23 protein-coding genes and 2 pseudogenes are annotated in these 24,676 nt (G+C 70.5%); 19 read left to right on the forward strand and 6 right to left on the reverse strand.

Annotated elements, in window-relative coordinates:
- Window positions 1-3: 3 nt before the first annotated feature.
- Window positions 4-2,244, reverse strand: a complete 2,241-nt coding sequence (locus BX286_RS30155) for a sulfatase-like hydrolase/transferase (RefSeq protein ID WP_121016868.1) — start codon at window positions 2,242-2,244, stop codon at window positions 4-6.
- A 388-nt stretch (window positions 2,245-2,632) separates the two neighbouring features.
- Here BX286_RS30155 and BX286_RS30160 point away from each other — a divergent pair, with 388 nt between their 5' ends.
- The 10 genes and pseudogenes from BX286_RS30160 to BX286_RS30205 all read left to right on the forward strand — a co-directional run bounded on the left by BX286_RS30160 (window position 2,633) and on the right by BX286_RS30205 (window position 13,811).
- Window positions 2,633-3,181, forward strand: coding sequence for a rhodanese-like domain-containing protein (locus tag BX286_RS30160; RefSeq protein ID WP_121016869.1), 549 nt, complete (start codon window positions 2,633-2,635; stop codon window positions 3,179-3,181).
- Window positions 3,178-5,511, forward strand: coding sequence for an arylsulfatase (locus tag BX286_RS30165; RefSeq protein WP_187344217.1), 2,334 nt, complete (start codon window positions 3,178-3,180; stop codon window positions 5,509-5,511). The genes BX286_RS30160 and BX286_RS30165 overlap by 4 nt, the downstream gene beginning before the upstream one ends.
- Window positions 5,512-5,605: 94 nt before the next feature.
- On the forward strand, window positions 5,606-6,601 hold the full coding sequence (locus BX286_RS30170; protein WP_079430655.1) for an amino acid ABC transporter permease: 996 nt from the start codon (window positions 5,606-5,608) through the stop codon (window positions 6,599-6,601).
- A complete protein-coding gene (locus BX286_RS30175) occupies window positions 6,598-7,383 on the forward strand; it encodes an amino acid ABC transporter ATP-binding protein (RefSeq protein ID WP_121016871.1) in 786 nt (261 codons plus the stop codon). Before BX286_RS30170 ends, BX286_RS30175 begins: the two co-directional genes overlap by 4 nt.
- 51 nt (window positions 7,384-7,434) lie before the next feature.
- Window positions 7,435-8,460, forward strand: coding sequence for a transporter substrate-binding domain-containing protein (locus tag BX286_RS30180; protein ID WP_121016873.1), 1,026 nt, complete (start codon window positions 7,435-7,437; stop codon window positions 8,458-8,460).
- Between the two features lie 54 nt (window positions 8,461-8,514).
- Window positions 8,515-8,949, forward strand: a pseudogene (locus BX286_RS30185) (GNAT family N-acetyltransferase); the annotation flags it as partial.
- 138 nt (window positions 8,950-9,087) lie between these two features.
- Window positions 9,088-10,224 (forward strand): LLM class flavin-dependent oxidoreductase, encoded by a 1,137-nt coding sequence (locus BX286_RS30190; protein WP_398898833.1) that lies wholly within the window; start codon window positions 9,088-9,090, stop codon window positions 10,222-10,224.
- 27 nt (window positions 10,225-10,251) lie between these two features.
- Window positions 10,252-11,637: an NtaA/DmoA family FMN-dependent monooxygenase gene (locus BX286_RS30195; RefSeq protein WP_121016877.1), complete on the forward strand. Its 1,386-nt coding sequence runs from the start codon at window positions 10,252-10,254 to the stop codon at window positions 11,635-11,637.
- Window positions 11,634-12,680 (forward strand): LLM class flavin-dependent oxidoreductase, encoded by a 1,047-nt coding sequence (locus BX286_RS30200; RefSeq protein WP_121016879.1) that lies wholly within the window; start codon window positions 11,634-11,636, stop codon window positions 12,678-12,680. Before BX286_RS30195 ends, BX286_RS30200 begins: the two co-directional genes overlap by 4 nt.
- A gap of 12 nt (window positions 12,681-12,692) precedes the next feature.
- A complete protein-coding gene (locus BX286_RS30205; RefSeq protein ID WP_121016881.1) occupies window positions 12,693-13,811 on the forward strand; it encodes an LLM class flavin-dependent oxidoreductase in 1,119 nt (372 codons plus the stop codon).
- A 313-nt stretch (window positions 13,812-14,124) separates the two neighbouring features.
- Here the strand turns inward: BX286_RS30205 and BX286_RS30210 are convergent, their stop codons facing one another.
- Window positions 14,125-14,334, reverse strand: a complete 210-nt coding sequence (locus BX286_RS30210; RefSeq protein WP_121016883.1) for a hypothetical protein — start codon at window positions 14,332-14,334, stop codon at window positions 14,125-14,127.
- An 889-nt stretch (window positions 14,335-15,223) separates the two neighbouring features.
- On the opposite strand from BX286_RS30210, the gene BX286_RS30215 reads away from it, so the two are divergent.
- Window positions 15,224-16,000, forward strand: a complete 777-nt coding sequence (locus BX286_RS30215; RefSeq protein WP_121016885.1) for an alpha/beta fold hydrolase — start codon at window positions 15,224-15,226, stop codon at window positions 15,998-16,000.
- A 340-nt stretch (window positions 16,001-16,340) separates the two neighbouring features.
- Here the strand turns inward: BX286_RS30215 and BX286_RS30220 are convergent, their stop codons facing one another.
- On the reverse strand, window positions 16,341-16,703 hold the full coding sequence (locus tag BX286_RS30220) for a hypothetical protein (RefSeq protein WP_079430663.1): 363 nt from the start codon (window positions 16,701-16,703) through the stop codon (window positions 16,341-16,343).
- Window positions 16,704-16,894: 191 nt separating this feature from the next.
- Complete coding sequence (locus BX286_RS37060; RefSeq protein WP_222842062.1) at window positions 16,895-17,101, reverse strand: hypothetical protein; 207 nt, start codon at window positions 17,099-17,101, stop codon at window positions 16,895-16,897.
- A 136-nt stretch (window positions 17,102-17,237) separates the two neighbouring features.
- Between BX286_RS37060 and BX286_RS30230 the strand changes: the two genes are divergently transcribed.
- From BX286_RS30230 to BX286_RS30240, 3 genes are all read left to right on the forward strand, one after another.
- Window positions 17,238-17,672: a hypothetical protein gene (locus BX286_RS30230; RefSeq protein WP_079430664.1), complete on the forward strand. Its 435-nt coding sequence runs from the start codon at window positions 17,238-17,240 to the stop codon at window positions 17,670-17,672.
- Window positions 17,673-17,766: 94 nt separating this feature from the next.
- On the forward strand, window positions 17,767-18,339 hold the full coding sequence (locus BX286_RS30235; RefSeq protein ID WP_079430665.1) for a YceI family protein: 573 nt from the start codon (window positions 17,767-17,769) through the stop codon (window positions 18,337-18,339).
- A gap of 186 nt (window positions 18,340-18,525) precedes the next feature.
- Window positions 18,526-18,939 (forward strand): SgcJ/EcaC family oxidoreductase, encoded by a 414-nt coding sequence (locus BX286_RS30240; protein WP_398898834.1) that lies wholly within the window; start codon window positions 18,526-18,528, stop codon window positions 18,937-18,939.
- A 337-nt stretch (window positions 18,940-19,276) separates the two neighbouring features.
- Here BX286_RS30240 and BX286_RS30250 read toward each other — a convergent pair whose 3' ends face one another.
- Entirely contained in the window at window positions 19,277-19,804 is a 528-nt protein-coding gene (locus tag BX286_RS30250; RefSeq protein WP_079430667.1) for a MarR family winged helix-turn-helix transcriptional regulator, read from the reverse strand.
- Window positions 19,805-19,915: 111 nt separating this feature from the next.
- Between BX286_RS30250 and BX286_RS30255 the strand changes: the two genes are divergently transcribed.
- From BX286_RS30255 to BX286_RS30275, 5 genes and pseudogenes are all read left to right on the forward strand, one after another.
- A complete protein-coding gene (locus BX286_RS30255) occupies window positions 19,916-20,491 on the forward strand; it encodes an NADPH-dependent FMN reductase (protein WP_121016890.1) in 576 nt (191 codons plus the stop codon).
- A 72-nt stretch (window positions 20,492-20,563) separates the two neighbouring features.
- The gene (locus tag BX286_RS30260; protein WP_100862428.1) at window positions 20,564-20,992 is read left to right on the forward strand and encodes a nitroreductase family deazaflavin-dependent oxidoreductase; all 429 of its coding nucleotides are present in this window, start codon (window positions 20,564-20,566) and stop codon (window positions 20,990-20,992) included.
- 11 nt (window positions 20,993-21,003) lie between these two features.
- Window positions 21,004-21,282 (forward strand): annotated as a pseudogene (locus BX286_RS30265) (SDR family oxidoreductase); the annotation flags it as partial.
- Window positions 21,283-21,306: 24 nt separating this feature from the next.
- Complete coding sequence (locus tag BX286_RS30270; protein ID WP_079430670.1) at window positions 21,307-21,666, forward strand: nuclear transport factor 2 family protein; 360 nt, start codon at window positions 21,307-21,309, stop codon at window positions 21,664-21,666.
- A gap of 541 nt (window positions 21,667-22,207) precedes the next feature.
- Window positions 22,208-23,101: a phenylalanine 4-monooxygenase gene (locus BX286_RS30275; RefSeq protein WP_237293382.1), complete on the forward strand. Its 894-nt coding sequence runs from the start codon at window positions 22,208-22,210 to the stop codon at window positions 23,099-23,101.
- A 577-nt stretch (window positions 23,102-23,678) separates the two neighbouring features.
- On the opposite strand, the gene BX286_RS30280 is transcribed toward BX286_RS30275, so the two are convergent.
- Complete coding sequence (locus tag BX286_RS30280) at window positions 23,679-24,632, reverse strand: IS481 family transposase (protein WP_121017770.1); 954 nt, start codon at window positions 24,630-24,632, stop codon at window positions 23,679-23,681.
- Window positions 24,633-24,676: the final 44 nt, after the last annotated feature.

The following is a 24,676-nucleotide window of genomic DNA, read 5'->3' on the forward strand; positions in this document are numbered from 1 at the left end:
GGTTCACTCCACTGTGACGTGGGCCAGGGCCCAGGAGGTGTGGTCGAAGGAGGTGCGGTTGTTGGCGTCCTCGACCACGAGGCGCAGTACACGTACCCCGCGGACGTCCAGGTCGACGCGGACCGGGCCGGTGGCCGCCGTGAGCGTGGGGGTGGTGAGGAGCAGGCGGTCGTCGCCGTAGACCTTGGCCCGGGTGGCACCGGCGCTGCTCTGCTGGGCGGAGAAGTCGTCGATACCGACCAGGGACGTGAACCGGACGGCAGCACCACCGAGGTGGTAGGCGATGTCGCTGGGCGCGTGGACGCCCAGGCCCTTGGGGTACGTCGTACCGCCGAACGAGATCAGCGGGCCGTCGCCGGCGGCGTTCTTGCCGTTGGAGGTGTCGCGCTCCACCGGCCCCCAGCCGTTGGTGGCGCTGATCCAGGTGAGGTCGGAGAGGTAGGAGTCGCGGACGGGAGCGGGCGGCGGGGTGGGGACGGTGCCCGTCGCCGGGTAGCGGACCGGCCCGGACGGAGTGTCGGCGGTGCCTTCCGCGGTGAGCGCCCACGCGGTCGCCGGGGTGGCGTTCGCGGGCGGGGTCACCTGCCAGGAGGTGGTGAGGCGTCCGCCGGCGGCGAGCTGGTCCGCCGTGGCCGGGGAGGCGGGGGCCACGGTCCAGCCGGTGGGGGCGCGCAGGGCGAGCGCGGCGTTGGTCCAGGGCCGCGCGGAGCCGTTGTCCAGTGTGGCGGTCACGGTGAACGCCTCACCGGGGACGGCCAGCCTGGGCAGGGTCAGCCGCGTGCCGAACGGTGTGCGGGGATAGGTGTCCTTCCAGGAGGAGCGCATCAGCGCCACGAGTTCGCCGGCCTTGGACGAGTGCTTGTCGATGACGTTGCGCGTCTCGCCGGGATCGGTGGCCAAGTCGTACAGCTCCACCTGCCACTTGTCGTCGGGGAGGCTGTGGTCCCGCTCGGGGGCGAAGCGGACGGCCTTCCAGTTGTCCCGGCGGACCGCCTCGGCCAGCCACGTGGCGCGTTTGTTGTCCTGCGCGTTGGCCCGGCTGGTGACGCCCCACTCGTCGCGGAACCAGTACAGGTGTCCGTGGAGGGCCGAGTCGGCGCTGCCGGAGAGCAGGGGAGCGGCGGACAGGCCGTCCACATCGGTGGGGGAGGGGGCGCCACCGAGCTCGGCCAGGGTGGGGAGCACGTCGGTCAGCGGGGTCGGACGGTCGCTGGTGCCCTGCCTGACGCGGCCGGGGCCCCAGGCGATGAGCGGGACCCGTACCCCGCCCTCGTAGAGGTTGCGCTTGTAGCCGCGCAGCGGGCCGTTCGCGTCGAAGAGGTCGGGGTTGACCCCTCCCTCCTCGTGGGGGCCGTTGTCGCTGGTGACGAGGACGACGGTGTCCTGCTCCAGCCCGCGGGCGCGGAGCCGGTCGACCACCTTGCCGACGAGCGCGTCGAAGTAGCTGACCTGGGCCGCGTGCCCCTTGTTCGCGGCCGTCCAGCCGCGGTCGGCGTACGCGCTGGTGTCGGGTATGTCGCTGGGTGCGTGCGGCACGTTCGGGGTGAGCAGCAGCAGGAACGGCTCGTCGGCGTGCGCGTCGATGAACTCCAGGGCGTGCTGCTCCAGCAGGTCGGGGGCGTACACGGCTTTGACGCCGCCGGCGTTGGCGGCGATGGGTTCCTTGGCGTCGTTGTGCCACAGGTACTCGGGGTAGTACTCGTGGGCGTGGCCGTGGTCGATGTAGCCGTAGAACTCCTCGAACCCGCGGGCGGCCGGATGGCTTTCCTGGCCGGCCGTCTCCGGTCCGAAGCCCCACTTGCCGATCACGGCGGTCCGGTAGCCGCGGGCCCGGAGCACCTGGGCGAAGGTGGTGTCGGCGGCGGTGAGCGAACCCTGGCCGCCTGACGAGGGGTTGGCACGCACGGTGGAGTGGCCGGTGTGCAGTCCGGTCAGCAGGGAGCAGCGGGAGGGCGCGCACACGGCGGCGGTGGAGTATGCGTCGGTGAAGCGCAGTCCCTCGGCGGCGAGCCGGTCCAGGCGGGGTGTGGTGATCAGCTTCTGGCCGTAGGCGCCGAGTTCGCCGTAGCCGAGGTCGTCCGCAAGGACGACGACGAAGTTCGGAGGCCTGCTGACCTGGCCGTCCCCCGTCTCCGGGACCGCCACCGAGGCCGCTGCCTGCTCCGGCCCGGCGACGGTGGTAGTGGCGGCGGTCAGGCCGAGCACGGCGGACGAACCGGCCAGGAAGGTACGGCGGCTGGGCATGGGTGACTGCTCCTCGATGGCGGCTGCGGGTGTTCAGCCGATCATGGGTCGGCGAACCAGACCTGTTCCATGCACGGGGCATGAAGAACATGTGTCGGCGCCCTGCGCCGCGGAGCCGTTTCCTTCGCTCGCCCTGGCGCACCCGTCGTCCAGCCGGACGTCCGCCACCGTCCCCGTGCCCCGCCGGTGTCCCACGGCATCGACGATGAACGCCCCATGGAGACGTCCGGGCGAGCCCCGGTTGTTGCCGCTGCATGGCGACCTCATGGCAGTCGTCCGGGCCTCCCGTCCGGGCGGCCCGGAAGTGCCTAACATCCCCGGCACGGCCTGGGCCCCATGGACCCGGTAGGCCGTGCCCGTTCCGACTCAGCCAAGGAACAGTTCCGCCATGAGCGTTTCCCCCACCCTCAGCGTCGGCGAAGCGAAGGCCCGCCTGCCCCAGCTGACCGTCGTTGACGTCCGGACCCCCGGCGAATTCACCTCCGGTCATCTGCCGGACTCCGTCAACGTCCCCCTCGACCGCATCGAGCGGAGCCTGCCCGAGCTCCGGCAGGCCGCCGAGCGGGGCTCCCTGTTGCTGGTGTGCGCCTCCGGAGCCCGATCCGGGAAGGCCGCGGCGGCCCTCGCCGCGCACGGGGTCCCCGCTGCCAGCCTCACCGGCGGCACCAGCGCCTGGACGGCCGCCGGCCACGGCCTCCATTCCCCGGACGGCCCGGCCCGGGCCGTGTGGGGAATGGAACGCCAGGTCCGCTTCACCGCGGGCGCCCTCGTGCTGCTCGGCCTGCTCCTCGGACTGTTCGTGCACCCGGTCTTCCAGCTGCTGTCCGTGGCGATCGCCGCGGGCTTGGTGTTCTCCGCGCTCACCGACACCTGCGGTATGGCGGTGGTCCTCGGCCGACTGCCGTTCAACCGCCGCGGCAGTGAGGCCCGCCCGTGACCGAGCCGACCGGTATCCCGAACCGTCGCGACCCGTACGAGGGGTTCGCGGGCCACGTGGGCCGCACCTTCGCCGAGTCCGAACCCGCCTGGCCGCCGCGGCGCACGCCCGGCGGCGCCCCGAACATCGTCGTGGTCCTCGTCGACGACATGGGCTACAGCGACATCGGCCCCTTCGGCGCCGAGATCGCCACCCCCGTGCTCGACGGGCTGGCCGCGAACGGCCTGCGGCTGGCCAATTACCACACCATGCCGCTGTGCTCCCCCGCCCGGGCGGCCCTGCTCACGGGCCTCAACCCGCACCGCGTCGGGTACTCGACGGTCGCCAACTCCGACCCGGGATTCCCCGGTTACGGCATGGAGATCGGCCAGGACGTCCCCACCCTCGCCGAGGTGCTGCACGAGGCGGGATACGCCACCTACGCGGTCGGCAAATGGCACCTGACCCGCGACTCCGCCTCCAACGCCGCCGACGACCGGCACAACTGGCCGCTGCAGAAGGGCTTCGACCGGTACTACGGCGTGCTGGAGGGCCTGACCAGCCTGTTCCATCCCCACCAACTGGTCCGCGACAACAGCCCACTCGACATCGACGAACTGCCCGACGGCTACTACTACACCGACGACATCACCGACGAGGCCATCGCCATGGTGAAGTCGCTGCGCGCGCACGACCCCGACAAGCCGTTCTTCCTCTACCTCGCGCACAACGCCGTCCACGGTCCCCTCCAGGCCAAGCCCGAGGACATCGAGCGGCAGCGCGGCCGCTACGACGGCGGCTGGGACGCGCTGCGCGGCACCCGCTTCGCCCGCCAGATCGCCGACGGCCTGTTCCCCGCGGGCACGGCCCTCCCGGACCGCAACTCCGAGGCCGGTTTCGACGTCGGCCCCTGGGAGGAGCTCACGCCCGACCAGCAGCAACGCTACGCCCGCTACATGGAGGTGTACGCGGCGATGGTCGCCAACATCGACCAGAACCTCGGTCGGCTCACCGACACCCTGCGTGCCCTCGGTGAACTCGACAACACCATCGTGCTGTTCACCTCCGACAACGGCGGCACCGGCGAGGGCGGGGCCGAGGGCACCCGCAGCTACTTCAGCCGCTTCGTCCACCAGCCCGTCCCCGACGACTGGGACCCGGACGTCGCACGGGACACCGAGCTCATCGGCGGCCCGCGGAGCCTGGTGCACTACCCGCGCGGCTGGGGAATGGCCTCCAACACCCCGTTCCGGCTGTACAAGGGCCAGACCTACGCGGGCGGGGTGCGCGTCCCGTTCGTCATCTCCTGGCCGGACGGGCTGCGGCGCGGCGGTGACGACCCCGGCATCCGCCACCAGTACCAGTACGTCACCGACGTCACCCCCACCCTCCTGGACCTGGCGGGCGTACGGCGGCCCGGGCAGTGGCGTTCGCGCCCCGCGCAAGAGCTGGACGGGGTCAGCTTCACCCCCGTCCTGCGCGACGCCAGGGCCCCGGGCGCGCACACCGAGCAGTACTGCGAGATGTCCGGGAACCGCAGCTACTACCGCGACGGCTGGAAGCTGGTCACCCTGCACCGGCCGGGCGCCCCGTACGACGACGGCGAATGGGCGCTGTACGACCTGACGACCGACCCGACCGAGACCACCGACGTCGCCGCCGACCACCCGGAGGTGGTGAAGGAGCTGGCCGCGGCCTGGGAAGCGGCGGCCTGGCGCAACGGCGTCTTCCCCCTCTCCGACGGCAGCGGGGCGCTCGCCCGGCGCCATCCCGCCGAGGAGCGGTTCCACCGCCCCCTCACGCTCCTGCCGGGCACCCCGGAGCTGGAGCGCTACCGGTCGTCCCGGCTGATCTCATTCCGCTCCTTCGACATCTCGGTCGAGCTCGACGAGCACGGCGCCGGCGACCAGGGCGTGCTGGTGTCGCACGGTGACCAGGGCGGCGGCTACAGCCTGTACGTCGAAGACGGGCGGCTGCGCTTCGCCTACAACGAGTACGGCAGGCTGCACGAGGCCGACGCAGGTCCGCTGCCCGTCGGACGACGGACCGTCACCCTGTCGGCCACCGCGCTGGAGGGCCTGCGCTGGGAGTTCCGGCTGCTGGTCGACGGAGTGCAGACGGGGCGATTGGCCGGCAGCGTGCACCAGCTCATCGGGATGGCCCCGCTCCAGGGCATCAGCGTGGGAGTGGACCGCAAGTCGCCGGTCTCCTGGCCGGTGTACGAGCGCCACCGGGGCTTCCGCTACACCGGCGGCCTGCGATCCGTGACGTACACGCCCGGCGCGCAGGCGCCGTACGCCCCGGAACTGGTGGCCCGCGCGCTGCGCGAGGCGGCCGCCGCATTCGAATGAACCGCTGTGCATTGTTTCCGGCGGAGGCGTTGTGTGTCCCGCCCGTGAATTCGCCGCTACAGCCGGCCCGATACCCGTTCCCGGAATTCCGAATATGACCGAGCCTGCGGGAGTGTCCTTGACCGAATCGATTCTCCTGACCGCGCCGTCCGGCCCTTCCGGACGGTCCGGTCCGCCCGCTCCGGCAGAGCGGGTGCTGCCGCTGCGGCGGCCCGGGCGGTGGGTCGCCACCGTCGTCGTGCTGGTGTTGGCCTCCCAGGCCGCGCACGGGCTGCTGACCAACCCCTTCTACCAGTGGGACCGGTTCGCGTACTGGGTCACCCGGCCGGTGATCCTGGACGGTCTGCTCGTCACACTCCAGGTGGCCGCGTCCAGCGCGGTCCTGGGGCTGCTGGGCGGCATCCTGCTGGCCCTCGGCAGGCTGTCGCCCAGCCCGGTACTGCGGACGGTGAGCTGGACGTACATCTGGCTGCTGCGCTCCGTGCCGCTGATCGTCGTCCTGCTCTTCCTCTACAACCTGGGCGCCCTGTACCCCACGCTGAGCCTCGGGGTGCCGTTCGGTCCGGCCCTCGTCACCTTCGACGAGTCGAAGCTGGCCACCGACATGGCCGTGGCGGTCGTGGGACTGAGCCTGGTCGAAGCGGCGTACGCCGCGGAGGTGGTCCGGGCCGGGCTGCTCTCCGTGGACCAGGGCCAGCACGAGGCCGCCGCCGCGCTCGGACTGCCCAAGCGCTACCAGTTCGCCCGGATCGTGTTCCCGCAGGCCCTGCGCTCCATCGTGCCCAGCTACGTCAACCAGCTGATCGGGCTCGTCAAGGCCACCTCGCTGGTGTTCTACGTGTCACTGCTGGACCTGTTCGGCTCGGTGCAGAGCCTGGGCGCCACCTACCCCGGGGACGTGGTGCCGCTGCTGCTGGTCGCCACCGCCTGGTACGTGGTCCTGACCAGCGTCGTGTCCGTCGTGCAGTTCTACGTCGAGCGGTACTACGCGCGCGGGGCACTGCGGACCATGCCGCCCACCCCCCTGCAGCGGGCCCGGGCGGGCCTGCGCGAGCTGCGGGCACGCTTCCGGAAGGAGACCGCGCGATGACCACCACCGCCACGACGGGTCCACCCGCCGCCATCGAGGTGCACGACGTGCACAAGTGGTACGGCGACCGGCGGGTCCTGGACGGGGTGAGCCTGAACGTCCCGCCGGGCACGGTCACCGTGGTGATCGGCCGCTCCGGCTCCGGCAAGTCGACCCTGCTGCGGGTCGTCAACCACCTGGAGAAGCCCGAGGCCGGCCAGGTCAGCGTGGGGGGCGAGCTGGTCGGCGTACGGAGGCACGGGACACGGCTCAAGGAGCTGAGCGAACGCGCGATCCTCGCCCAGCGCGCGCGGATCGGCTTCGTCTTCCAGAACTTCAACCTCTTCCCCCACCTCACCGTGCTCGACAACGTGGCCGCCGCGCCGGTGGCGACCGGACGGCTGCCCAGGCCGCAGGCCCGTGCGCTCGCCCGTGAGCTGCTGGAACGGGTCGGTCTCGGCAGCCGGGCCGACGCCTACCCGCGGCAGCTCTCGGGCGGGCAGCAGCAGCGGGTGGCCATCGCCCGCGCGCTCGCGCTGCGGCCCGGCGTCATCCTCTTCGACGAGCCGACCTCCGCGCTCGACCCGGAACTGGTCGGCGAGGTGCTGGCCGTCATCAAGGACCTGGCCGGCGGCGGGACCACCCTCCTGATCGTCACGCACGAGATCGGCTTCGCCCGCGAAGTCGCCGACGAGATCGTCTTCCTGGACGACGGCCGGATCGTCGAGCAGGGCCCGCCCGAGCAGGTCCTGGACAACCCGGTCCACCCCCGGACCCGGGAGTACCTGAGCAACGTGCTCTGACCGCGTACCCCGCCCCCTAACCCTGACCCGCGAGTCGAAGGAACGTCACCCATGCACCGCCTGAAGCCATTGCGCAGAGCCCTCGCCACCGCGGCCGCCGCCGCGACCCTCGTCGCCGGGCTCACCGCCTGCGGCGGCAAGAGCGCAGCCACCGCAGCCGGCGGGACCGGTGTCCCGGCGGGCACCGCCACGGTCACCGTCGGCGCCCTGTCCAACGGCGCCGCGCAGCAGACCGACCTCACCGTCCCGGTGGAGGAGTCCCTCCGGGCGAAACTGCCCGGGGCCGTCCGGGATCGGGGGGAACTGGTCATCGGGGTGGGCGCGCTGCCCGCCGGGTTCCCGCCGCTGGCGTACGTCGGCACCGACCAGAAGACCCTGACCGGCGCGGAGCCGGACCTCGGAAGGCTGGTGGCCGCAACGCTCGGGCTGAAGCCGGTGGTGAAGAACTCCACCTGGGAGAACCTGTTCGTCGGCATCGACAGCGGCAAGGTCGACGTGGGCTTCACCAACGTCACCGTCACCGAGGAGCGGAAGAAGAAGTACGAGTTCGCCTCGTACCGGCAGGACAACCTGGCCTTCGAGGTGCTGAAGGACAACCCCTGGAACTTCGGGGGTGACTACCGCAACCTCGCGGGCAAGACGGTCGCGGTGGCCCGGGGCACCAACCAGGAGAAGATCCTCCTGGAGTGGCAGGCGAGACTGCGGTCCGAGGGCAAGGACATCGACGTCAAGTACTTCCCGGACAGCAACAGCACCTACCTGGCGCTCAGCGGCAAGAAGATCGACATCACCTTCGTGCCGAACCCGTCCAGCGCCTATCACATCACCCAGACGGCCCACAGCGGCACGCCGACCCGGAACGCGGGTCAGTTCTCCGGCGCGGGGGAGACCCTCCAGGGGCTGATCGCGGCGACAGCCAAGAAGGACAGCGGGCTGGCCGGGCCCGTCGCGGCCACGATCAACCACCTGATCCAGAACGGGCAGTACGCGAAGTTGTTGGCGGCCTGGAACCTGTCCGAGGAGGCCGTGAAGACCTCCGAGGTCAATCCGCCCGGCCTGCCCCTGACCAACTCCTGAGCCACCGATGCCACCCCATGTCCTGGACAATCCCGCCTGGGCCTCGCTCTGCGGTCCGGACTGCGCGCCGAACCGGCGCCCGAGGCGGTGCGCCTCGGTCCGGCCGACGTACCGGAGATGCTCGACCTCGTCGCCCTCACCCAGCCGGGCCCGTTCCTGCCCCGGACCGTGGAACTGGGCAGGTACCTCGGGATCCGCCACGAGGGCCGGCTGATCGCGATGGCGGGGGAGCGGCTTCGGCCACCCGGCTGGACGGAGATCAGCGCGGTGTGCACCCACCCCGGCCACCGGGGCCGGGGGCTGGCGACCCGGCTGGTGCGCGCGGTGCCCGCGGGCATACGGGAACGCGGGGAGGTGCCGTTCCTGCACACCGGGGCGTCCAACACCGCGGCGATCCGGCTGTACGAGTCGATCGGCTTCACGCTGCGCAGGCGGCCGCTGTTCCTCGCGGTCCGGACACCGGGCAACAAGGCTGCCAAATTCCCTTAATACTGCGGTCATTGTGCCGCTGTTCCGTACGCCGTAGCGTTTTTCCGAGCCGGTCCGGAAGAATTCCCGGACCCGTTTTCCCTCCTACCCCTTCTTTTCCTTCCTTCACCACGGTCGATCAGAAAGGCGTTGTTCGACGTGTCCGAACTGCACCTCGCCGTCGCGCTCGACGGCGCCGGCTGGCACCCGGCTGCCTGGCGGGAGCCGGGCGCCCGGCCCGCTGAACTGTTCACGGCCCGGTACTGGGCCGACGTCGTCGCCGAGGCGGAGGCCGGGCTGCTGGACTTCGTCACCTTCGAGGACGGTCTGGCCCTCCAGTCGTCCGCGGCGGCGCAACCCGACGCGCGCACGGACCGGGTGCGCGGGCGGCTGGACGCGGTGCTGACCGCCGCCCGGATCGCGCCGCTGACCCGGCACATCGGTCTGGTCCCGAGCGTGACGGCCACGCACACCGAGCCCTTCCACATCTCGAAGGCGATCGCCACGCTCGACTACGTCAGCCGGGGCCGGGCGGGCCTGCGCGTACAGACCTCCGGACTGCCGTACGAAGCCCGGCACTTCGGGCGCCGCGAGTTCCCCGCGCCGGTGGGCGAGCTGGCCGAGGAGGCCGCCGACCACGTGGAGGTGGTGCGCCGGCTGTGGGACAGCTGGGAGGACGACGCGGAGATCCGGGACGTGGCCACCGGCCGGTTCGTCGACCGCGACAAGCTGCACTACATCGACTTCGAGGGACCGCACTTCAGCGTCCGGGGGCCGTCGATCACCCCGCGTCCGCCGCAGGGACAGCCCCTTGTCACGGCCTCGGCCGGCACGGTGGCCCCCCGCGCCGCCCTGGTCGACCTCGTGTACGTCACCCCGCGCGACCTGGACGAGGCACGGGCCGCGGCCGCCGTGCTGCCCCCGCCACCCGGCCTTCGGCACGTCTTCGCCGACCTCACCGTGTTCCTGGACGAGGACGGCCCGGCGGCCGCCGCCCGCCGCGACCGGCTCGACCGGGTCGCGGGCGCCCCAACCCCCACCGACGCCGCCACGTTCAGCGGGACCCCCGCCGAGCTCGCGGACCTGCTTCAGGAGTGGCGGGAGACGGGCCTGACCGGTTTCCGGCTGCGTCCCGGCGTCATGGCCCACGACCTGCCCGCCATCACCCGCCGGCTGGTGCCCGAGCTCCAGCGGCGCGGCGTGTTCCGCAGTACGTACGAGGCGTCCTCGCTGCGCGGGCTGCTGGGTCTGGAACGCCCCGCCAACCGCTACGCCGCCGCAGCCCTCACGGCCTGACCCCGGATCCGGAACCGGAAGGACACCATGAGCACCAAGCCGCTCAAGCAGATCCATCTCGCGGCCCACTTCCCCGGGGTCAACAACACCACGGTGTGGAGCGACCCCGCGGCCGGCAGCCACATCGAGTTCGACTCCTTCGTCCGCTTCGCGCAGACCGCCGAACGCGCCAAGTTCGACTTCCTCTTCCTCGCCGAAGGGCTTCGCCTGCGCGAACAAGGCGGGAAGATATACGACTTGGATGTGGTCGGGAGGCCGGACACCTTCACCGTGCTCGCCGCGCTGGCTGCCGTCACCGAGCACCTCGGCCTGACCGGCACCATCAACTCCACCTTCAACGAGCCCTACGAAGTGGCCCGCCAGTTCGCCTCCCTGGACCACCTCTCCGAGGGCCGGGCCGCCTGGAACGTGGTCACCTCCTGGGACGCCTTCACCGGGGAGAACTTCCGCCGCGGCGGATTCCTGCCCCGCGAGGACCGCTACACCCGGGCCCGGGAGTTCCTGGCCACCGCGACCGAGCTGTTCGACTCCTGGGACGGCACCGAGGTCACCGCCGACCCCGTCTCCGGCACCTTCCTGCGCGATGCACGCGCCGGGGCCTTCGCCCACCAGGGCCGCCACTTCGACATCGAGGGCCGCTTCAACGTGCCGCGCAGCCCCCAGGGCCGCCCGGTGGTCTTCCAGGCCGGCGACTCCGACGAAGGCCGCGAGTTCGCCGCCGCATCCGCCGACGCCATCTTCGGCCGGTACGCAACCCTGGAGGAAGGCCGGGAGTTCTACGCCGACGTCAAGGGACGCTTGCCCCGGTACGGCCGCCGCCCGGAGGAGTTGCTGATCCTGCCGGCCGCCACCTTCGCCCTGGCCGACACCGACGCCCAGGCCCGCGAACTCGCCCACGAGGTACGGCGCTCCCAGGTCAGCGGGGCCACCGCGATCAAGTACCTGGAACACGTCTGGAACCGCGACCTGTCCGGCTACGACCCCGACGGGCCGCTCCCGGACGTCGACCCCGACCCCGGCGAGAACACCATCGCCCTCGGCCGCGCGAGCGTACGGCAGTTCCGCGACCCGCTGGCCACCGCGCGTCAGTGGCGCGAGCTCGCCGAGGCCAAGAACCTCTCCATCCGCGAGCTGGTGATCGCCACCACCGCCAAGCAGACCTTCGTCGGCTCTCCCGCGACCGTCGCCGAGTCCATCAACAGCCTGGTGCAGGCGGACGCCGCCGACGGCTTCATCCTGGTCCCGCACCTCACCCCCGACGGACTGGAGGGCTTCGCCGACACCGTCGTCCCCCTCCTTCAGGAACGCGGCGTCTTCCGCAGCGAGTACACCGGCACCACCCTGCGCGACCACCTCGGACTCGACGTGCCGGCGGTCCGGCCGGCCGGCGAGCGGCAGGCCACGGCCTCGTGAAGTTCCTGGCCATCACGCTGATCGTGCACGCCCCGGACCCGGTCACGGGCCGGCTGACCCCCGTCCGCAAGCGGTTCCGCGAGGTCGTCGACAGCGCGCTGGCGGCGGAGGAGCTCGGCTTCGACGGTTTCGGGGTCGGCGAGCGGCACGAGCGGCCGTTCCTGTCGTCCTCGCCGCCGGTGGTGCTCTCCCACATCGCCGCGCTGACCCGCCGGATCCGGCTCTTCACCGCCGTCACCACGCTGAGCCTGCTCGACCCCGTCCGGGCGTACGAGGACTACGCGACGCTGGACCACCTGTCCGGCGGCCGGCTGGAACTGATGATCGGCAAGGGCAACGGCACGGCCCAGCGGGAGCTGTTCCACGTCACACCCGAGGACCAGTGGGAGCGCAACAGCGAGGGTTACGAGCTGCTGCGGCGGCTCTGGCGCGAGGACCGGGTGACGGCGGAGCCCCGGTTCCGGCCGGCGCTGAAGGACGCCGAGGTGCTGCCCCGCCCCGGTGGGCCGCCCCCGCGGGTGTGGCACGGCAGCGCGACCAGCAGGGAGTCCGTGGACCTCGCCGCCCGCTACGGAGATCCGCTGTTCTCCGCGAACGTCACCCATCCGATCGGCCCGTACGCCGAGCTGATCCGCCACTACCGGGAGCGCTGGGAGCACTACGGGCACGACCCGGCGCTCGCCGTGGTGGGCGCGGGTACGGCCGGCTTCCACGCGGCCCGCACCTCGCAGCAGGCGGTGGCGGCGTACCGGCCGGCCTTCGAGCAGTACCTCGCCTTCCACGAACAGGCCGGCGTGGAACCGGTGTTCCCGCACCTGGACGACTTCGTGGAGCGCAGCTCCGCGCTGATCGGCAGCCCCCAGCAGATCATCGAGAAGGTGCACCGCTACCACGAGCAGTTCGGCCACACCGTCCTGCACCTGCAGGCCGAGCCGGGCGGTCTCCCGCCGGCCGCCCACCGCGCCTCGCTGGAGCTGTTCCAGTCCGAGATCGCGCCGGTGCTGCGCCGCGAGATCCCCGATCCCCCCTTCGCCGATCTGTAAGGAGACCTGGCCATGTCCGGCATCCCGCTCGGGGTCCTCGACCTCATCCCGATCCCCTCCGGCTCCACCGCCGCCGACGCCCTGCACAACAGCATCGATCTGGCCCGGCAGACGGAACGACTCGGCTACGCCCGCTACTGGTTCGCCGAGCACCACCTCAATCCCGGTGTCGCCGGGACCTCCCCGGCGGTGGTGCTGGCCCTGACCGCCTCCGCCACCTCCACGATCCGGATCGGCTCCGGGGCCGTACAGCTCGGCCACCGCACGGCGCTGTCCACGGTCGAGGAGTTCGGCCTGATCGACGCCCTGCACCCGGGCCGTCTCGACCTGGGCCTGGGCCGCTCGGCGGGCCGGCCTCCGCAGCGGGCCGGGGAGGCGGAGCCCTTCGTCGGACACACCCCGAACGGGCTGCGCATCCCGGAGCGCTTCTCCTTCGCGCACCTGGCGGCCCATCCCCGGTTCGCGCTCCAGCAGAAGCTGCTGAACCTGCCCGGTGCCCAGCCGCAGGACTACGGCGAGCAGGTCGACGACGTCCTCGCGCTGCTGCGCGGCGAGTACCGGTCCGGCGAGGGCATCGAGGCGCACGCCGTCCCCGGCGAGGGGGCCGACGTACAGGTGTGGATCCTGGGCAGCAGCGGCGGCCAGAGTGCCGAGACGGCCGGCCGCAACGGCCTGCGGTTCGCCGCGAACTACCACGTCAGCCCGGCCAGCGTGCTGGAGGCGGCCGAGGGCTACCGGGCCGCGTTCAAACCCTCCGCCGAACTGGACCGCCCGTACGTCACCGTGTCCGCCGACGTGGTCGTGGCCGAGGACGACGCCACGGCCCGCGAACTGGCCGCCGGATACGCGCCCTGGGTACGCAGCATCCGCACGGCCGAAGGCGCCATCCCCTTCCCGTCCCCGGCAGAGGCGCGGGCGCTGACAGGCACCTGGACGGACGCGGACCGGAAGGTGGTGGCCGACCGGGTGGAGACACAGTTCGTCGGCTCGCCGCGGACCGTCGCCGATCACCTCGAACGGCTCCAGGAGGCCACTCGCGCCGACGAGCTGCTGATCACCACGATCACGCACGACCACGCCGACAGGGTCCGCTCCTACCGTCTCCTGGCCGAGGAATGGCGCCGCCGCTGACGTGCCCGCCGGGCCGTGCGGGGCGCCGGCCTCCACCGGGCCGTGCGGGGCGCCGGCCTGCCTGCGTCGTCACCCCGATTTCAGATCGGCAGCGCGAGTGCTGGTCGTCCCATGCGGGACGGGGGCAGCCCGCTTTGAGGGACCGGCCAGAGGTCTGGCAGGCATGCGCGGTGGCACTCGATCCGCGGCGACACCGCCGAGCGGCCGCCGGGGTGACGGCTGGTTGGGGACCAGCTGGGGACCAGCGCCCCTGCCCGCAGGTGCACGACACGCGCATTCACGCACATCCCCCGCCCTCAAATTTGCATATGTCCTATCGCGCCATGGTGGTCGACCTGAGCACGAGCGCCTTGGCGGCCGGCCAGGTACACAGGTAGTCGTCCACGCTCTGGTTCGGGTCGGCATTGAACCCGCCGGCCTCGCCCTCCAGGAACCTCCGCAGCGCCCCCGCGGCCGCATCGTGGTTGCGGATCCGCCACGGCGGACGGTTCTCGTGTGACCACCTGCGACCGCCACGACCCATGCGCCTCCCGTGACCTGCGCTTCCCCCTGTCTTTGCGCCAAGGGCCCCATTCCGGAAAGCGTCCGCAGGTTCTTCCTCTCTTGGCAGCCGCGTGCCGTTGACCAGCGGGAGACGTTGGTCTTGGAGCCCCCAGGTCCGCAGTCTGGTCCGGGAAGGTCCGAATCCTGGCGGTGTCGGCTCCTGGGGGCTCTCGCCATGTCGCGGATGGCGGATCGCAGCGATGGGCGCTGGCGAATGCGTCCATCGCTTCCGTCAGGGACACCGCCCCGCACTCCGAGGAGGGCGGTTACGTCCACTTCATGGCCGACGAGGACGAGATCCTGGCGGTGATGCTCGCTGACAGCGGAGAGACTATTGCGGACCTGGCCGTGCTGCGGAGCCAGACCGAAGTGTCCGGCTCCGTCGCCTCGACACCGACGGCCTGGCGGCTGCTCGCCGACGGTGACAGGCGGGCACTGAATTGTCTGCGTTCGGGCCGCGCTTCGGCTCGGGAAGCCGCCTGTCTGCAGGCACCCAGACCGGGGCAGCGTGCTCGCCGCCCGGGTCGCCGGACGCATGCTGCCCGGCCTTGTCCTGGAGCTCGACGCCACGCTGGCGCCCCTCCGAGAAGGGGGCGGCGGCACCCACATACAAGGGCAGTTTCGCGTTCCACCGGCTGGTGTGCTTCCTGGCCGCCACCAGCGAGGTGTTTGCGTGGCTGCAAGCGGCCGGACGGCCAGGTGGCCCTCACGGGATCGTCCTGGAACTTCCCGGGCCGGGGTGGACCTGACCGGCAGGATTCATCTGGCCTGCGACGCCTTCGGTCGCCCGCTCACGCTGCTACGCCGTTGGAGCGAATCCACAAGCCGACGGGATTCCGGGCCCGGTCCGGAGGGGGAGACCCAGCATTGTGACAGGCCATGTAGCAGGACACGTCATTCCGTACGAGGTACAGGGCAACGGTCCGGAGCGGGTCCTCGCACTCCACCACTGGCTGAGCGACAGGTCGAGTTTCGGCCATCTGCGGCGGTACCTTGACGGAGGCGCGTTCAGTTACGCCTTCGTGGACTGCCGTGGGTACGGCGAGGCGATGGACACCCCCGGTACGTACACGATGGAGGAGGTCGCGGCGGACGCCCTCGCCGTGACCGACGACCTCGGCTGGGACACCTTCTCGGTCATCGGCCACTCCATGGGCGGCAAGGCGGCCCAGCTGATGTTGCTGGACGCCCCCTCGCGGGTCCGCTCGATCGTCGGCATCTCGCCGGTACCCGCGTCCGGGTTCCCGCTCGAAGGGGAGATGTGGGAGCTGTTCGTCGGGGCCGTGGAGGATTCCGGCAACCGTAGGACGATCTTTGACGTCACCACCGGCGGTCGGCACGACGATGCATGGCTGGATGCCAGGGTGAGCGGCTCGGAACGCTCCTCGTCGGCTGCCCTGCGCTCGTACCTCGAATCCTGGACTCGCGGCTCCGACATCCACGAGCGGATCGAGGGGAATCCGATCCCGGTGCTTGTCGTGGCTGGTGCGAACGACCCGGCGATGGGCCCTGACACCATGCGGTCCACCTGGCTGCAGTGGTATCCGAACGCTGAGCTCGAGGTCTTCGACGACGCCGGCCACTTCGCCCCGGATGAGAGCCCGGAGGCCCTGGCGGCAGTGGTCGAAAGGTTCCTCGGCCGCTAGTCTCCGCCTCTCGCTTGCGGCAGCGTCCGGATGCCGAGGGGAAACGCGAAAGTGCCTCCTGAGCTTGGGATATGAGGCCTGTCCAGGGACGCGCCTATAGCGGCCGGGGAAGACGTCCGACCGCTGAAGTCAGTTTGGGCACCGGCTGGTCTGCCGCCCCTGTCGGCGGGGCCGCAGGCCGGGCGCCCGTGTGGCTGCGCCAGCGCGTGCGGTGAGGTCGCGGTTGCACGGTGGCAGAAAGGCCGGGGCAGACGATTCGGCCTGCCATTACCAACCGGCCTCCCGCTGCGTGCGCGGGCCTGGACCGAACGGGGCTGGTGTGGGGCATGAGCGGGCCGGGTCAGCCCTGTGCCTTGATGTGGTCGATGACGGCGGTGAAGGCTTCGGTGGGTGAGAAGTCCACGTATTCGCAGTCCTCGAGGGCCACGGGGACGTGCCCGGACGGCCAGTAGAAGGCCTGGCCCGCTTCGTAGGTCTCCTCCCCGTCCTTCGTCACCATCTTCAGCCGCCCTTTGAGCATGTAGCCCCAGTGAGGGCAGGCACAGAGGCCGTCGGGCAGACCGGTCAGGGCAGGCCCCATGTCGGTGCCCTGCGGAAACCGAACGAAGGCAACGGACAGTCCGTCTCCGATCGCCTGCGTACGGACTTCGACGCCTCCGCCGTCGATCACGACCGGTGTGTCATCCCGCGTCGTCGCCGTCATGGCCCTCTCCGTTCGCTGGGACTACGGATGTCCTTCCTCCAGGCTGGCCCCGGCGGACGGATCGCGCCAGGTCGCGAGTGGGGGGCCCAGGGGCGGACGCGTTCGAGCTTGGCTGCGAGGCGCAGGAGGGTTGCCTCGTCGCCGACACGGCCGAGGAAGTGGACGCCGATGGGCAGGCCGCTGCCGGACCACTACAGGGGTACGGACACGGCGGGGTCGCCGGTGATGTCGGCGACGACGGCGGGGAAGGCGACGAAGGGGGCGCTGCGCTCGGCGGCGCGCAGGTCGTGTTCCCAGTACGCCCGGGTGAGGGTTCGAGCTCGCCGGGGGCGGGGTTCGCGGCCCAGTCCGGCGAGGAGCCCGAGGGCGTCAGGGCGTGTTCGCAGGCCAGCGACCACAGCGCCTCTCGCGAACGCCGTGACCAGCTGGTTTCCCTTGCTGCGGGGCCGGCGGGTGGGGGAGAACCGGCCCCCGTTTGACATGGTTCGAACGGATGGCAGGGTTGTATCTGGGGCCAGTGTTGGGAGGCTCGGCATGGTTTCCGGTGGGGCACGATGTTCCGTAGCACGGCAACTTCCGCTCAGGCTCACGGTCGGCGCGTTCTTCCTGAACTCCGGGCTCTCGAAACTCGGTGCGGACGAGGCCACCGCCGAGAGGCTGCAGCAGTTCGCCGCCACGACCTACCCGTTCCTGGGCAAGCCCGACGCCCAGAAGTTCGTACGGTTGCTCTCCGGCGGGGAGCTCGCCATTGCCGCCACCCTGCTCCTGCCGGTCGTCCCTGCCGCTGTCGCCGGGGTTGCGCTGACCGCGTTCTCCGTTGGCACCGTCGGGCTCTACCTGCGTACACCGGGGATGCGGAAGGAAGGCAGTCTGCGCCCGACCGAGCAGGGAATCGTGCTGGCCAAGGACGTCTGGATGCTGGGCATCGGCATCTCCCTCATCGCCGAGGGCCTGAACGGACACCGGTGACGCACCACGAGCACGTCGGCCGCCAGGGCTGCCGTACGCGCTCCGTGACCGCCATCGCATCCGTCCTGGTCGAAGGGGCAAGTCAGGGGCGCACATGGCCATGACCAAATGGTTCTTCGAGCCCGGTCACACCGCGGCGGAGTTCCGTGCCAGGCACATGATGGTCACCTACGTGCGGGGGCAGCTCAAGAACGTGCACGGCTTTCTGGAGGTCGATGCCGACGAGCCGGAGAAGGCGCGCGTCGAGGCGACGGTCGACGCGACCCAGGTGTACACCGGTCAGCCCCAGCGCGACGCCCACCTCCGCAGCGCCGATTTCTTCGACGTCGAGCACCACCCGACCTGGACGTTCGTCGGGTCGCGCATTCACCAGGTGAGCGGAACCGAGTTCGAGGTGACCGGAGATCTCACGGTACGTGGAGTGACGCGCCCCGTAACCTTCGACGTCACCTACTTGGGACAGTGGGATACGCCTTGGTGGGAGGAGGGGCGGGACCTCGGGCCCAGGCGACGCGCCGGTTTCGCCGCCACAACGCGTATCAATCGGCATGACTTCGGTGTGAGTTGGAACGATGTCGTCGACCACGGCGGCGTGGTCGTCAGCCCCATGGTCGATGTGACGGTCGACGTCGAGGCCGTCCTCGAGCCCATCGGAACGGCCGCCTAGTCGGCCGGGCCGTAGTGGAATCCGAGGTGGCCGACGTCGTCGAGCTCCGACGGGGTGCCTGTGGGTCGGAAGACCCAGTCCGGGTTTTCGGCACGCAGCTCGGTGGCGCGGCGGGTGAGGGCCGTTCGCCCGTGGTTGAGCGCCCTGCAAAGGAGGCTTGACCTCAATCGGGCTTGAGGTGTGACGATGATCCACATGACCACGGAATCCACAGTCCGCGCGGCAGACATCGAAGCGATCGGCCGGCTCGTCGCCACCGTCGAGCACTCACAGCAGAACAAGGACCCCGAGGAGTTCCTCGGCCTCTTCCATCCGGAGGCGATCTGGACGACGGCCCACGGGAAGGTCCTCATCGGATTCGACGCGATCGCAGAGTTCACCCGCAAGGTCCTCCCCTCAGCGAGCTGGGACGGCAAGGTCACCTACCAGGTGGACCACGTGCTCTTCATCCGCCCCGACGTCGCGGCGGTCAAGGTCCGTCAGCGTTACCTGGCCCCGGGCGAGGAGAGCGAGGGCGCCCCGCTGTACGTGATCTCGAAGCAAGCCGACGGCCGCTGGCTGCTGACCGCCTGCCAGAACACGGGAGTTGTCGCCGACTAGGGGGAGTTGGAAAGCTGTCACAGCGTGAGGAGTAACGGTCTTAGCTCCTCTACACTCCTATACTTTGGCCCATGTAGTCCATGACGAAGGCGTGCCGCTGAGCAGGATGCCGAGGGCCTCACCGCGCTGGTGCAGAGGTCCAGCGCCTATCAGGGGCCGTACGCCACGGTGATGTCCGGCTACCGGGTCACGGCTGACTGCATCGACCGGCATCAGGTCTTCGCGGCGATCGAGACGACCGGGCCGTTGGCTTCCGGCCGATCATTGTTGTCAACCACCGTCCAGCCATCCGCCCTGTCGCCACTACCCTCCGACCTCCTCGAACGGCGCACCTGGTTCAGGACCCGGGGTCGGTGACCTCGCACGGGTCGGGGGTGACGTCGCAGGGGGCAGTGGACAAGTCCATGTCCCGGACGTCGCAGGCGATCCGGCCGAGGAGGGTCCGGAACGCTTGGCGCTCATTCTCATCGAGCGCCCCAAGGAGCCGGTCTTCGGCTTCCTGTACCTGCCGCTGCAGCTCCTGGAAGGTGTTGACGCCGTGGTCGGTGGCGACGATCTTGCGCTGGCGGCGATCGGCGGGGTTGAGCCGGCGCTCGACCAGGCCGGCCGTGACGAGGTCGTCGATCAGGTAGGTCATGACCGTGCGGTCGATCCCCAGGTACGTCGCCAGGGCTAGCTGATTTTGCTGGTCGCCTCGGGTGACGACGGCGAGCGTCTGGTAGCCGCGGGCGCCTTGCGGGACGCCGTACAGGACCGACGCGACGACGGTCCTGTACGCGCGCATCAGGACGAGGAGGGAGAGACCGAAGTCCCCCGCGACGTCGACACCGCCGGCGACCGGCGTGGTCGGTGTCTCCGCACTCATAACAGGAATGATACCCGCCCATTCATTGTTGAACAGATCGTCTGCGCAGCATGCGATCTATCGGACAGCGCACTTCCGCGACGAAGCGCCGCAGATGAGAAGGCAACCGTCATGCTCAAGATCGGCATCATCCTCGGCAGCACCCGCCCCAACCGCAACGGCGAACAGGTCGCGAAGTGGGTGCTCGACACAGCCTTGCGCCGCGACGACGCCGCGTTCGAGCTCATCGACCTCCGCGACCACCCCCTGCCGCACTTCGATGAGCCGATGCCGCCGATGTTCGGCCAGTACCAGAACGTGCACACCAGGCAATGGGCGGCCAAGATCGGGGCGTTCGACGGGTTCGTCATCGTGACACCCGAGTACAACCACGGCATCCCCGGCGTGCTCAAGAACGCCATCGACTACCTGTACGCCGAGTGGAACAACAAGGCGGTCGGCTTCGTGTCCTACGGCGGGGTCGGCGGCGTCCGGGCCGTCGAGCACCTGCGCCTCGTCGTTGCCGAGCTCCAGATGGCCGACGTACGACAGCAGGTCGCACTCTCGATGATCACCGAATTCGAGAACTTCAGCGCCTTCAAGCCCGGGGCCCACAGCCTGACCGCCCTGGAAACGATGCTCGACCAGGTCATCGCCTGGAGCGCCGCGCTCGCACCGCTGCGCACGGCCTCGGCCGCCGCTGCCTGAGCCGCCCGCCGGCTGTTCCTGCAGATCATCCTCCCAACGCATCACCGGGTTCGTGGACGACAGGAGTTCGACATGAGCGAAGCACTCGACCGGAACGCGAAGGTCATCGCGGAGTTCCGGGCGAACGAGGGCAGGGTCGGCGGGGTCTTCGAGGGCGCTCCGCTGGTCCTCGTCCATCACCGCGGACGCAAGAGTGGGCAGGAGCACGTCAGCCCGATGATGTACCTCCCGCACGACACCGCGCCGGACATCGTCTATGTCTTCGCCTCCAAGGGCGGAGCACCCACCGACCCGGATTGGTACCGCAATCTGACCGCCGCCGGTGAGGGCACCATCGAACGCGGCACCGCGACCTACCAGGTGACCGTGCGCGAACTGACCGGCGCTGAACGCGACCGCATCTACGCCGAGCAGGCACGGCGTTACCCCGGCTTTGCCGAGTACGCACGAAAGACTGCTGGAATCCGCACCATTCCCGTGCTCGAACTCCGGCAGGCGTAGCCCACCCTCCAGAGGTCGCCCCGCGCGGCGTCCGCGTCAACACCGTCTCACCGGGCTTCATCCAGACCACCGCCGCAGACAACCTGGTCGCCAAGATCGCCCAGGAGGCCGGCGCCACCCGGGAAACCGCCCTGGACCGCCTCATGGGCTCACTCGGCGGGATTCCCCTCGGCCGCCCCAACCGACCGGAGGAAGTCGCTGAACTCGTCGCCTTCCTCGTATCCGACCGCGCCTCGGCCATCGTCGGCGCCGAACACGTCATCGACGGCGGTACCACCCCCGCCGTCTGAGCCCCCACAGTCAGGAGGACCGTCATGCCGAGCCATCAGCCCCACACCATAGCCCCGAGCGACTTGCCCAAGACGATCACCCGCTACCTGCGGGCCCACCGGGACCACGACACCTCGACCGCAGTCACCGCCTTCACCAGCGACGCCACGGTGACCGATGACGGCAAGACGTACCAGGGCGCCACTGCAATTGAACGGTGGCTGGACCGCTCCGCCACCGAGTTCACCTACACCATCGAACTCACCGAAGCGCAGCAGATCGATCCGGCCCACTACGTCGCCACACATCACCTCGAAGGCAACTTCCCCGGAGGCAGCGTCGACCTGCGCTATCAGTTCAGCCTCCGCGACGAACTGATCGAGCGCCTGGTCATCGAGCCCTGATCCGTCTGGGCGTGCTCCCTCCGGCCCTCAGTGGTCGCGGCAGCGGCAGCGTCCCGTCCGAACGGCCCGGGCACACCAGCCAACTTCCGGACCCTGTTCAAGGCGCACCTCAGGGTTCCATCCGGTCCCCGGCTCCCACGCAGTGCCGTGTGCTCGTGATGCCGTAGTCCTTGCGGCTGATCGGCACCGAGTCGCCCAGTGCCAGCGCCCGCCCCACACGCTCCTGCGCACGCGACCCCGACAGCAGCCCCCGCACCTGCTGCCAACCGGTCCTAGAACCCAGTCGGCCCCCGCGTGACACCTGGGGCGCAGCATCGTTGAACGATGCAATCCCGATCCGGGCCCGGAACGTCATGGCCGACCCGCGGGACGTCGGGACAGGTGCGTGGTGCCGATGGTCCTCCGGGCCGGGTTCAGCCGTCGGGGCGGGACTCCGCCGTGTGCCGAAGCGTAACGAGCAGGCCGGACCGCTGCGTACTGCTGAGGCGTCGCCCCCTGCGGACATGGACGAACAGGAGAATCCGTGGTCGAGGTGATGGCGATGACCCCCGTCAGGGAGGACGGCAGACTGGGAAGCGCCGACGCTCATCCCGCCTTCGCCGACCCTGCGTATGTGCTCCGCCGTGACGCCATTGCCGCCGGCGCCGCAGGGCATCGGGTGGGCGCGCCGTCGCCCATCGTCGAGTACACGGCTGCCGAACACGGGGTCTGGAGGCGGGTGCACGCAGCTTTGGCGGGAGCACGCGAGGGGCGCGTGTGCCGTGTGGTGGAAGAGGCCTGCCGGCAGGCGCCGATTCCCTCCGATCGCGTGCCGCAGCATGCCGAGGTCGGAGACCGGCTGCGTGAGCTGTCGGGGTTCACCTTCACACTGGCCGGAGGCATTGTGCCCAACAAGCGGTTCCTGGGCGCGATGGCCGACGGCTACTTCCACGCCGTGCAGTACATGCGGCACCCGGCTGTGCCTCTGTACGCGCCGGAGCCCGACATCATCCACGACGTCTTCGGGCACGGCATCCATCTGAGCAGCCCCTGGTTCGCCGACCTGTACCGCACCGTCGGCAGGGCGGCCCGCCGTGTGGACAGCGACGACGCCCTCGATCTGATCAGCCGCGTGTACTGGTACAGCCTCGAATACGGCGTCGCCCGCGAGAACGGCACGGTCAAGGCCTACGGAGCGGCGTTGTTGTCCTCCTACGGAGAGCTGCACCGCTTCCACCGGGCCCGCATCCGCCGATGGAACATCCTCGACCTCGTCCGCCAGCCCTACCAGGTCACCGGCTACCAGCCCCTCCTGTTTGCGGTGGACTGCCTGGACCACCTCGCCGAGGAACTGCACGCCTTCCTCGACGACTTCGACGAAACCGCCCGCGAACGACACGGCCTCCCGCCCCTGAGCCGGCGGGGCTCCATGGGCCGCCGCCCCGCCAGGCCCTGAACCGCCCGCCGGCCGTCATCGCCGCCCATGCCAAACGGGGTCCACCCAGAGAACCCGCGAACCCACGCCAGACTCAAGCTACGGGGTTCTGACCGGGCCTCCGGATGCTGTGGGTGATCTCCGGCACGAGCGCTGTCGCGTTCCAGTAGTCGCTGGTCACACGGCGCCCCGACGAGCCCGGGTGCCGGCCGAAGCCGCACGAGAGAACGGCTATCGGCGACAACTCCGGCACGCCGCACGGGGCGCAACAGCGCAGCGTCAATGGGTCCCGACAAGATCACCAACAGCATCCCTTCCGTGATCTCTACGCCAGAGGGATGACCTTGTCCAGGACCGGCAGACACGCGCTCCCGCCTGAGCGGCGCGCGGTTCTGCCGCAGTAGGCGTCCTCCGTCATCGAATCAAGGCGTTTGACAGCGAACCCAGCCGCTGGACTCGTCACGATTCCGGGGGCTGAGTGACGAAGAGGATGCTGCCTGTGTTCGTCATGTCCGGGACGCTGAAGGCCGTGAACGGTAGTCCGCGGGCCGCCAACAGACGATGGAGGCTGGGAGTCCACGGTTGACCCCGCGGCGCCCTAGATGTACTGCCCTGTGAGGTTGGGGACGCGGCTGGCGGGTGGTTTGCCTGCGAGTGCGGTGTGTCCGCGGTGGTGATTGTAGGTGTGGAGCCAGCCAGGGAAGGCGTCGCGTCGTTCCTGCTCTGAGTGGTAGGGGCGGGCGTAGGCCCACTCCTCGAGCAGGGTCCGGTTGAGGCGTTCGACCTTGCCGTTGGTCTGGGGCCGGTAGGGCCGGGTTCGCTTGTGGGCGATCCCGGCCGCTGTCAGGGCGTCGCGCCAGTCGCGGGAGCGGTAGCAGGCGCCGTTGTCGGTCAGGACCCGTTCGACGGTGATGCCCACGCCGGCGAAGTAGGCCTGGGCCCGGGCCCAGAAGGCGGTGGCGGTCTCCTTCTTCTCGTCGGCGTGGATCTCGCTGTAGGCGAGGCGGGAGTGGTCGTCGACGGCGGTGTGGATGTAGCTGTAGCCGGCGCTGGAGCGGTTCTTGCGGCCGGCCTGGCGGCCGAGGGTCTTGTGGCCGCCGCCGTCGGGGATGTTGCCGAGCTTCTTGATGTCCACGTGGACCAGCTCGCCCGGACGGTCGCGTTCGTAGCGGCGTATGACGGCGCCGGTGGCGCGGTCCAGGTGCGTGAGACGGGCCAGGCCGAACCGGGTCAGGATCCGGTGCACCGTCGAGGGCACCAGGTTGAGCAGGTGGGCGATGCGGGCGGGCCCCCACCGGCGGGCGAGGCGGACCTTGATGATCCGCCGCTCGATGCGGGTCGGGGTCCGGCGCGGGCTGGTGTGCGGGCGCGAGGACCGGTCGGTCATTCCGGCCTCACCCCCGGCCCGGTAGCGGGCCGCCCACCGCTGGGCGGTGGTGGGCGAGACCTGGAATCGCTCGGCCGCCCGGCGCAGCGGCCAGCCGTCCTCGACCACGCAGCGGGCCAGGCGAAGGCGTCCGGTCTCGGTCAGGGGTGCATTACGGTGGGGCATGAGGGCCTTCTGCTGGTCGGTGTAGACGTCGCAATCCACACCGA

The sequence above is a fragment of the Streptomyces sp. 3211.6 genome (assembly GCF_003634815.1).
GTDB lineage: Bacteria > Actinomycetota > Actinomycetes > Streptomycetales > Streptomycetaceae > Streptomyces > Streptomyces katrae_A.

Excerpts from the sequence above, each read along its gene's own strand:
- BX286_RS30155 (WP_121016868.1), bottom strand. The coding sequence starts at position 2,244 with ATGCCCAGCCGCCGTACCTTCCTGGCCGGTTCGTCCGCCGTGCTCGGC.
- BX286_RS30160 (WP_121016869.1), top strand. The coding sequence starts at position 2,633 with ATGAGCGTTTCCCCCACCCTCAGCGTCGGCGAAGCGAAGGCCCGCCTG.
- BX286_RS30170 (WP_079430655.1), top strand. The coding sequence starts at position 5,606 with ATGACCGAGCCTGCGGGAGTGTCCTTGACCGAATCGATTCTCCTGACC.
- BX286_RS30175 (WP_121016871.1), top strand. The coding sequence starts at position 6,598 with ATGACCACCACCGCCACGACGGGTCCACCCGCCGCCATCGAGGTGCAC.
- BX286_RS30180 (WP_121016873.1), top strand. The coding sequence starts at position 7,435 with ATGCACCGCCTGAAGCCATTGCGCAGAGCCCTCGCCACCGCGGCCGCC.
- BX286_RS30195 (WP_121016877.1), top strand. The coding sequence starts at position 10,252 with ATGAGCACCAAGCCGCTCAAGCAGATCCATCTCGCGGCCCACTTCCCC.
- BX286_RS30205 (WP_121016881.1), top strand. The coding sequence starts at position 12,693 with ATGTCCGGCATCCCGCTCGGGGTCCTCGACCTCATCCCGATCCCCTCC.
- BX286_RS30210 (WP_121016883.1), bottom strand. The coding sequence starts at position 14,334 with ATGGGTCGTGGCGGTCGCAGGTGGTCACACGAGAACCGTCCGCCGTGG.
- BX286_RS30220 (WP_079430663.1), bottom strand. The coding sequence starts at position 16,703 with ATGACGGCGACGACGCGGGATGACACACCGGTCGTGATCGACGGCGGA.
- BX286_RS30230 (WP_079430664.1), top strand. The coding sequence starts at position 17,238 with ATGGTTTCCGGTGGGGCACGATGTTCCGTAGCACGGCAACTTCCGCTC.
- BX286_RS30235 (WP_079430665.1), top strand. The coding sequence starts at position 17,767 with ATGGCCATGACCAAATGGTTCTTCGAGCCCGGTCACACCGCGGCGGAG.
- BX286_RS30240 (WP_398898834.1), top strand. The coding sequence starts at position 18,526 with ATGATCCACATGACCACGGAATCCACAGTCCGCGCGGCAGACATCGAA.
- BX286_RS30250 (WP_079430667.1), bottom strand. The coding sequence starts at position 19,804 with ATGAGTGCGGAGACACCGACCACGCCGGTCGCCGGCGGTGTCGACGTC.
- BX286_RS30255 (WP_121016890.1), top strand. The coding sequence starts at position 19,916 with ATGCTCAAGATCGGCATCATCCTCGGCAGCACCCGCCCCAACCGCAAC.
- BX286_RS30260 (WP_100862428.1), top strand. The coding sequence starts at position 20,564 with ATGAGCGAAGCACTCGACCGGAACGCGAAGGTCATCGCGGAGTTCCGG.
- BX286_RS30270 (WP_079430670.1), top strand. The coding sequence starts at position 21,307 with ATGCCGAGCCATCAGCCCCACACCATAGCCCCGAGCGACTTGCCCAAG.
- BX286_RS30275 (WP_237293382.1), top strand. The coding sequence starts at position 22,208 with ATGACCCCCGTCAGGGAGGACGGCAGACTGGGAAGCGCCGACGCTCAT.
- BX286_RS30280 (WP_121017770.1), bottom strand. The coding sequence starts at position 24,632 with ATGCCCCACCGTAATGCACCCCTGACCGAGACCGGACGCCTTCGCCTG.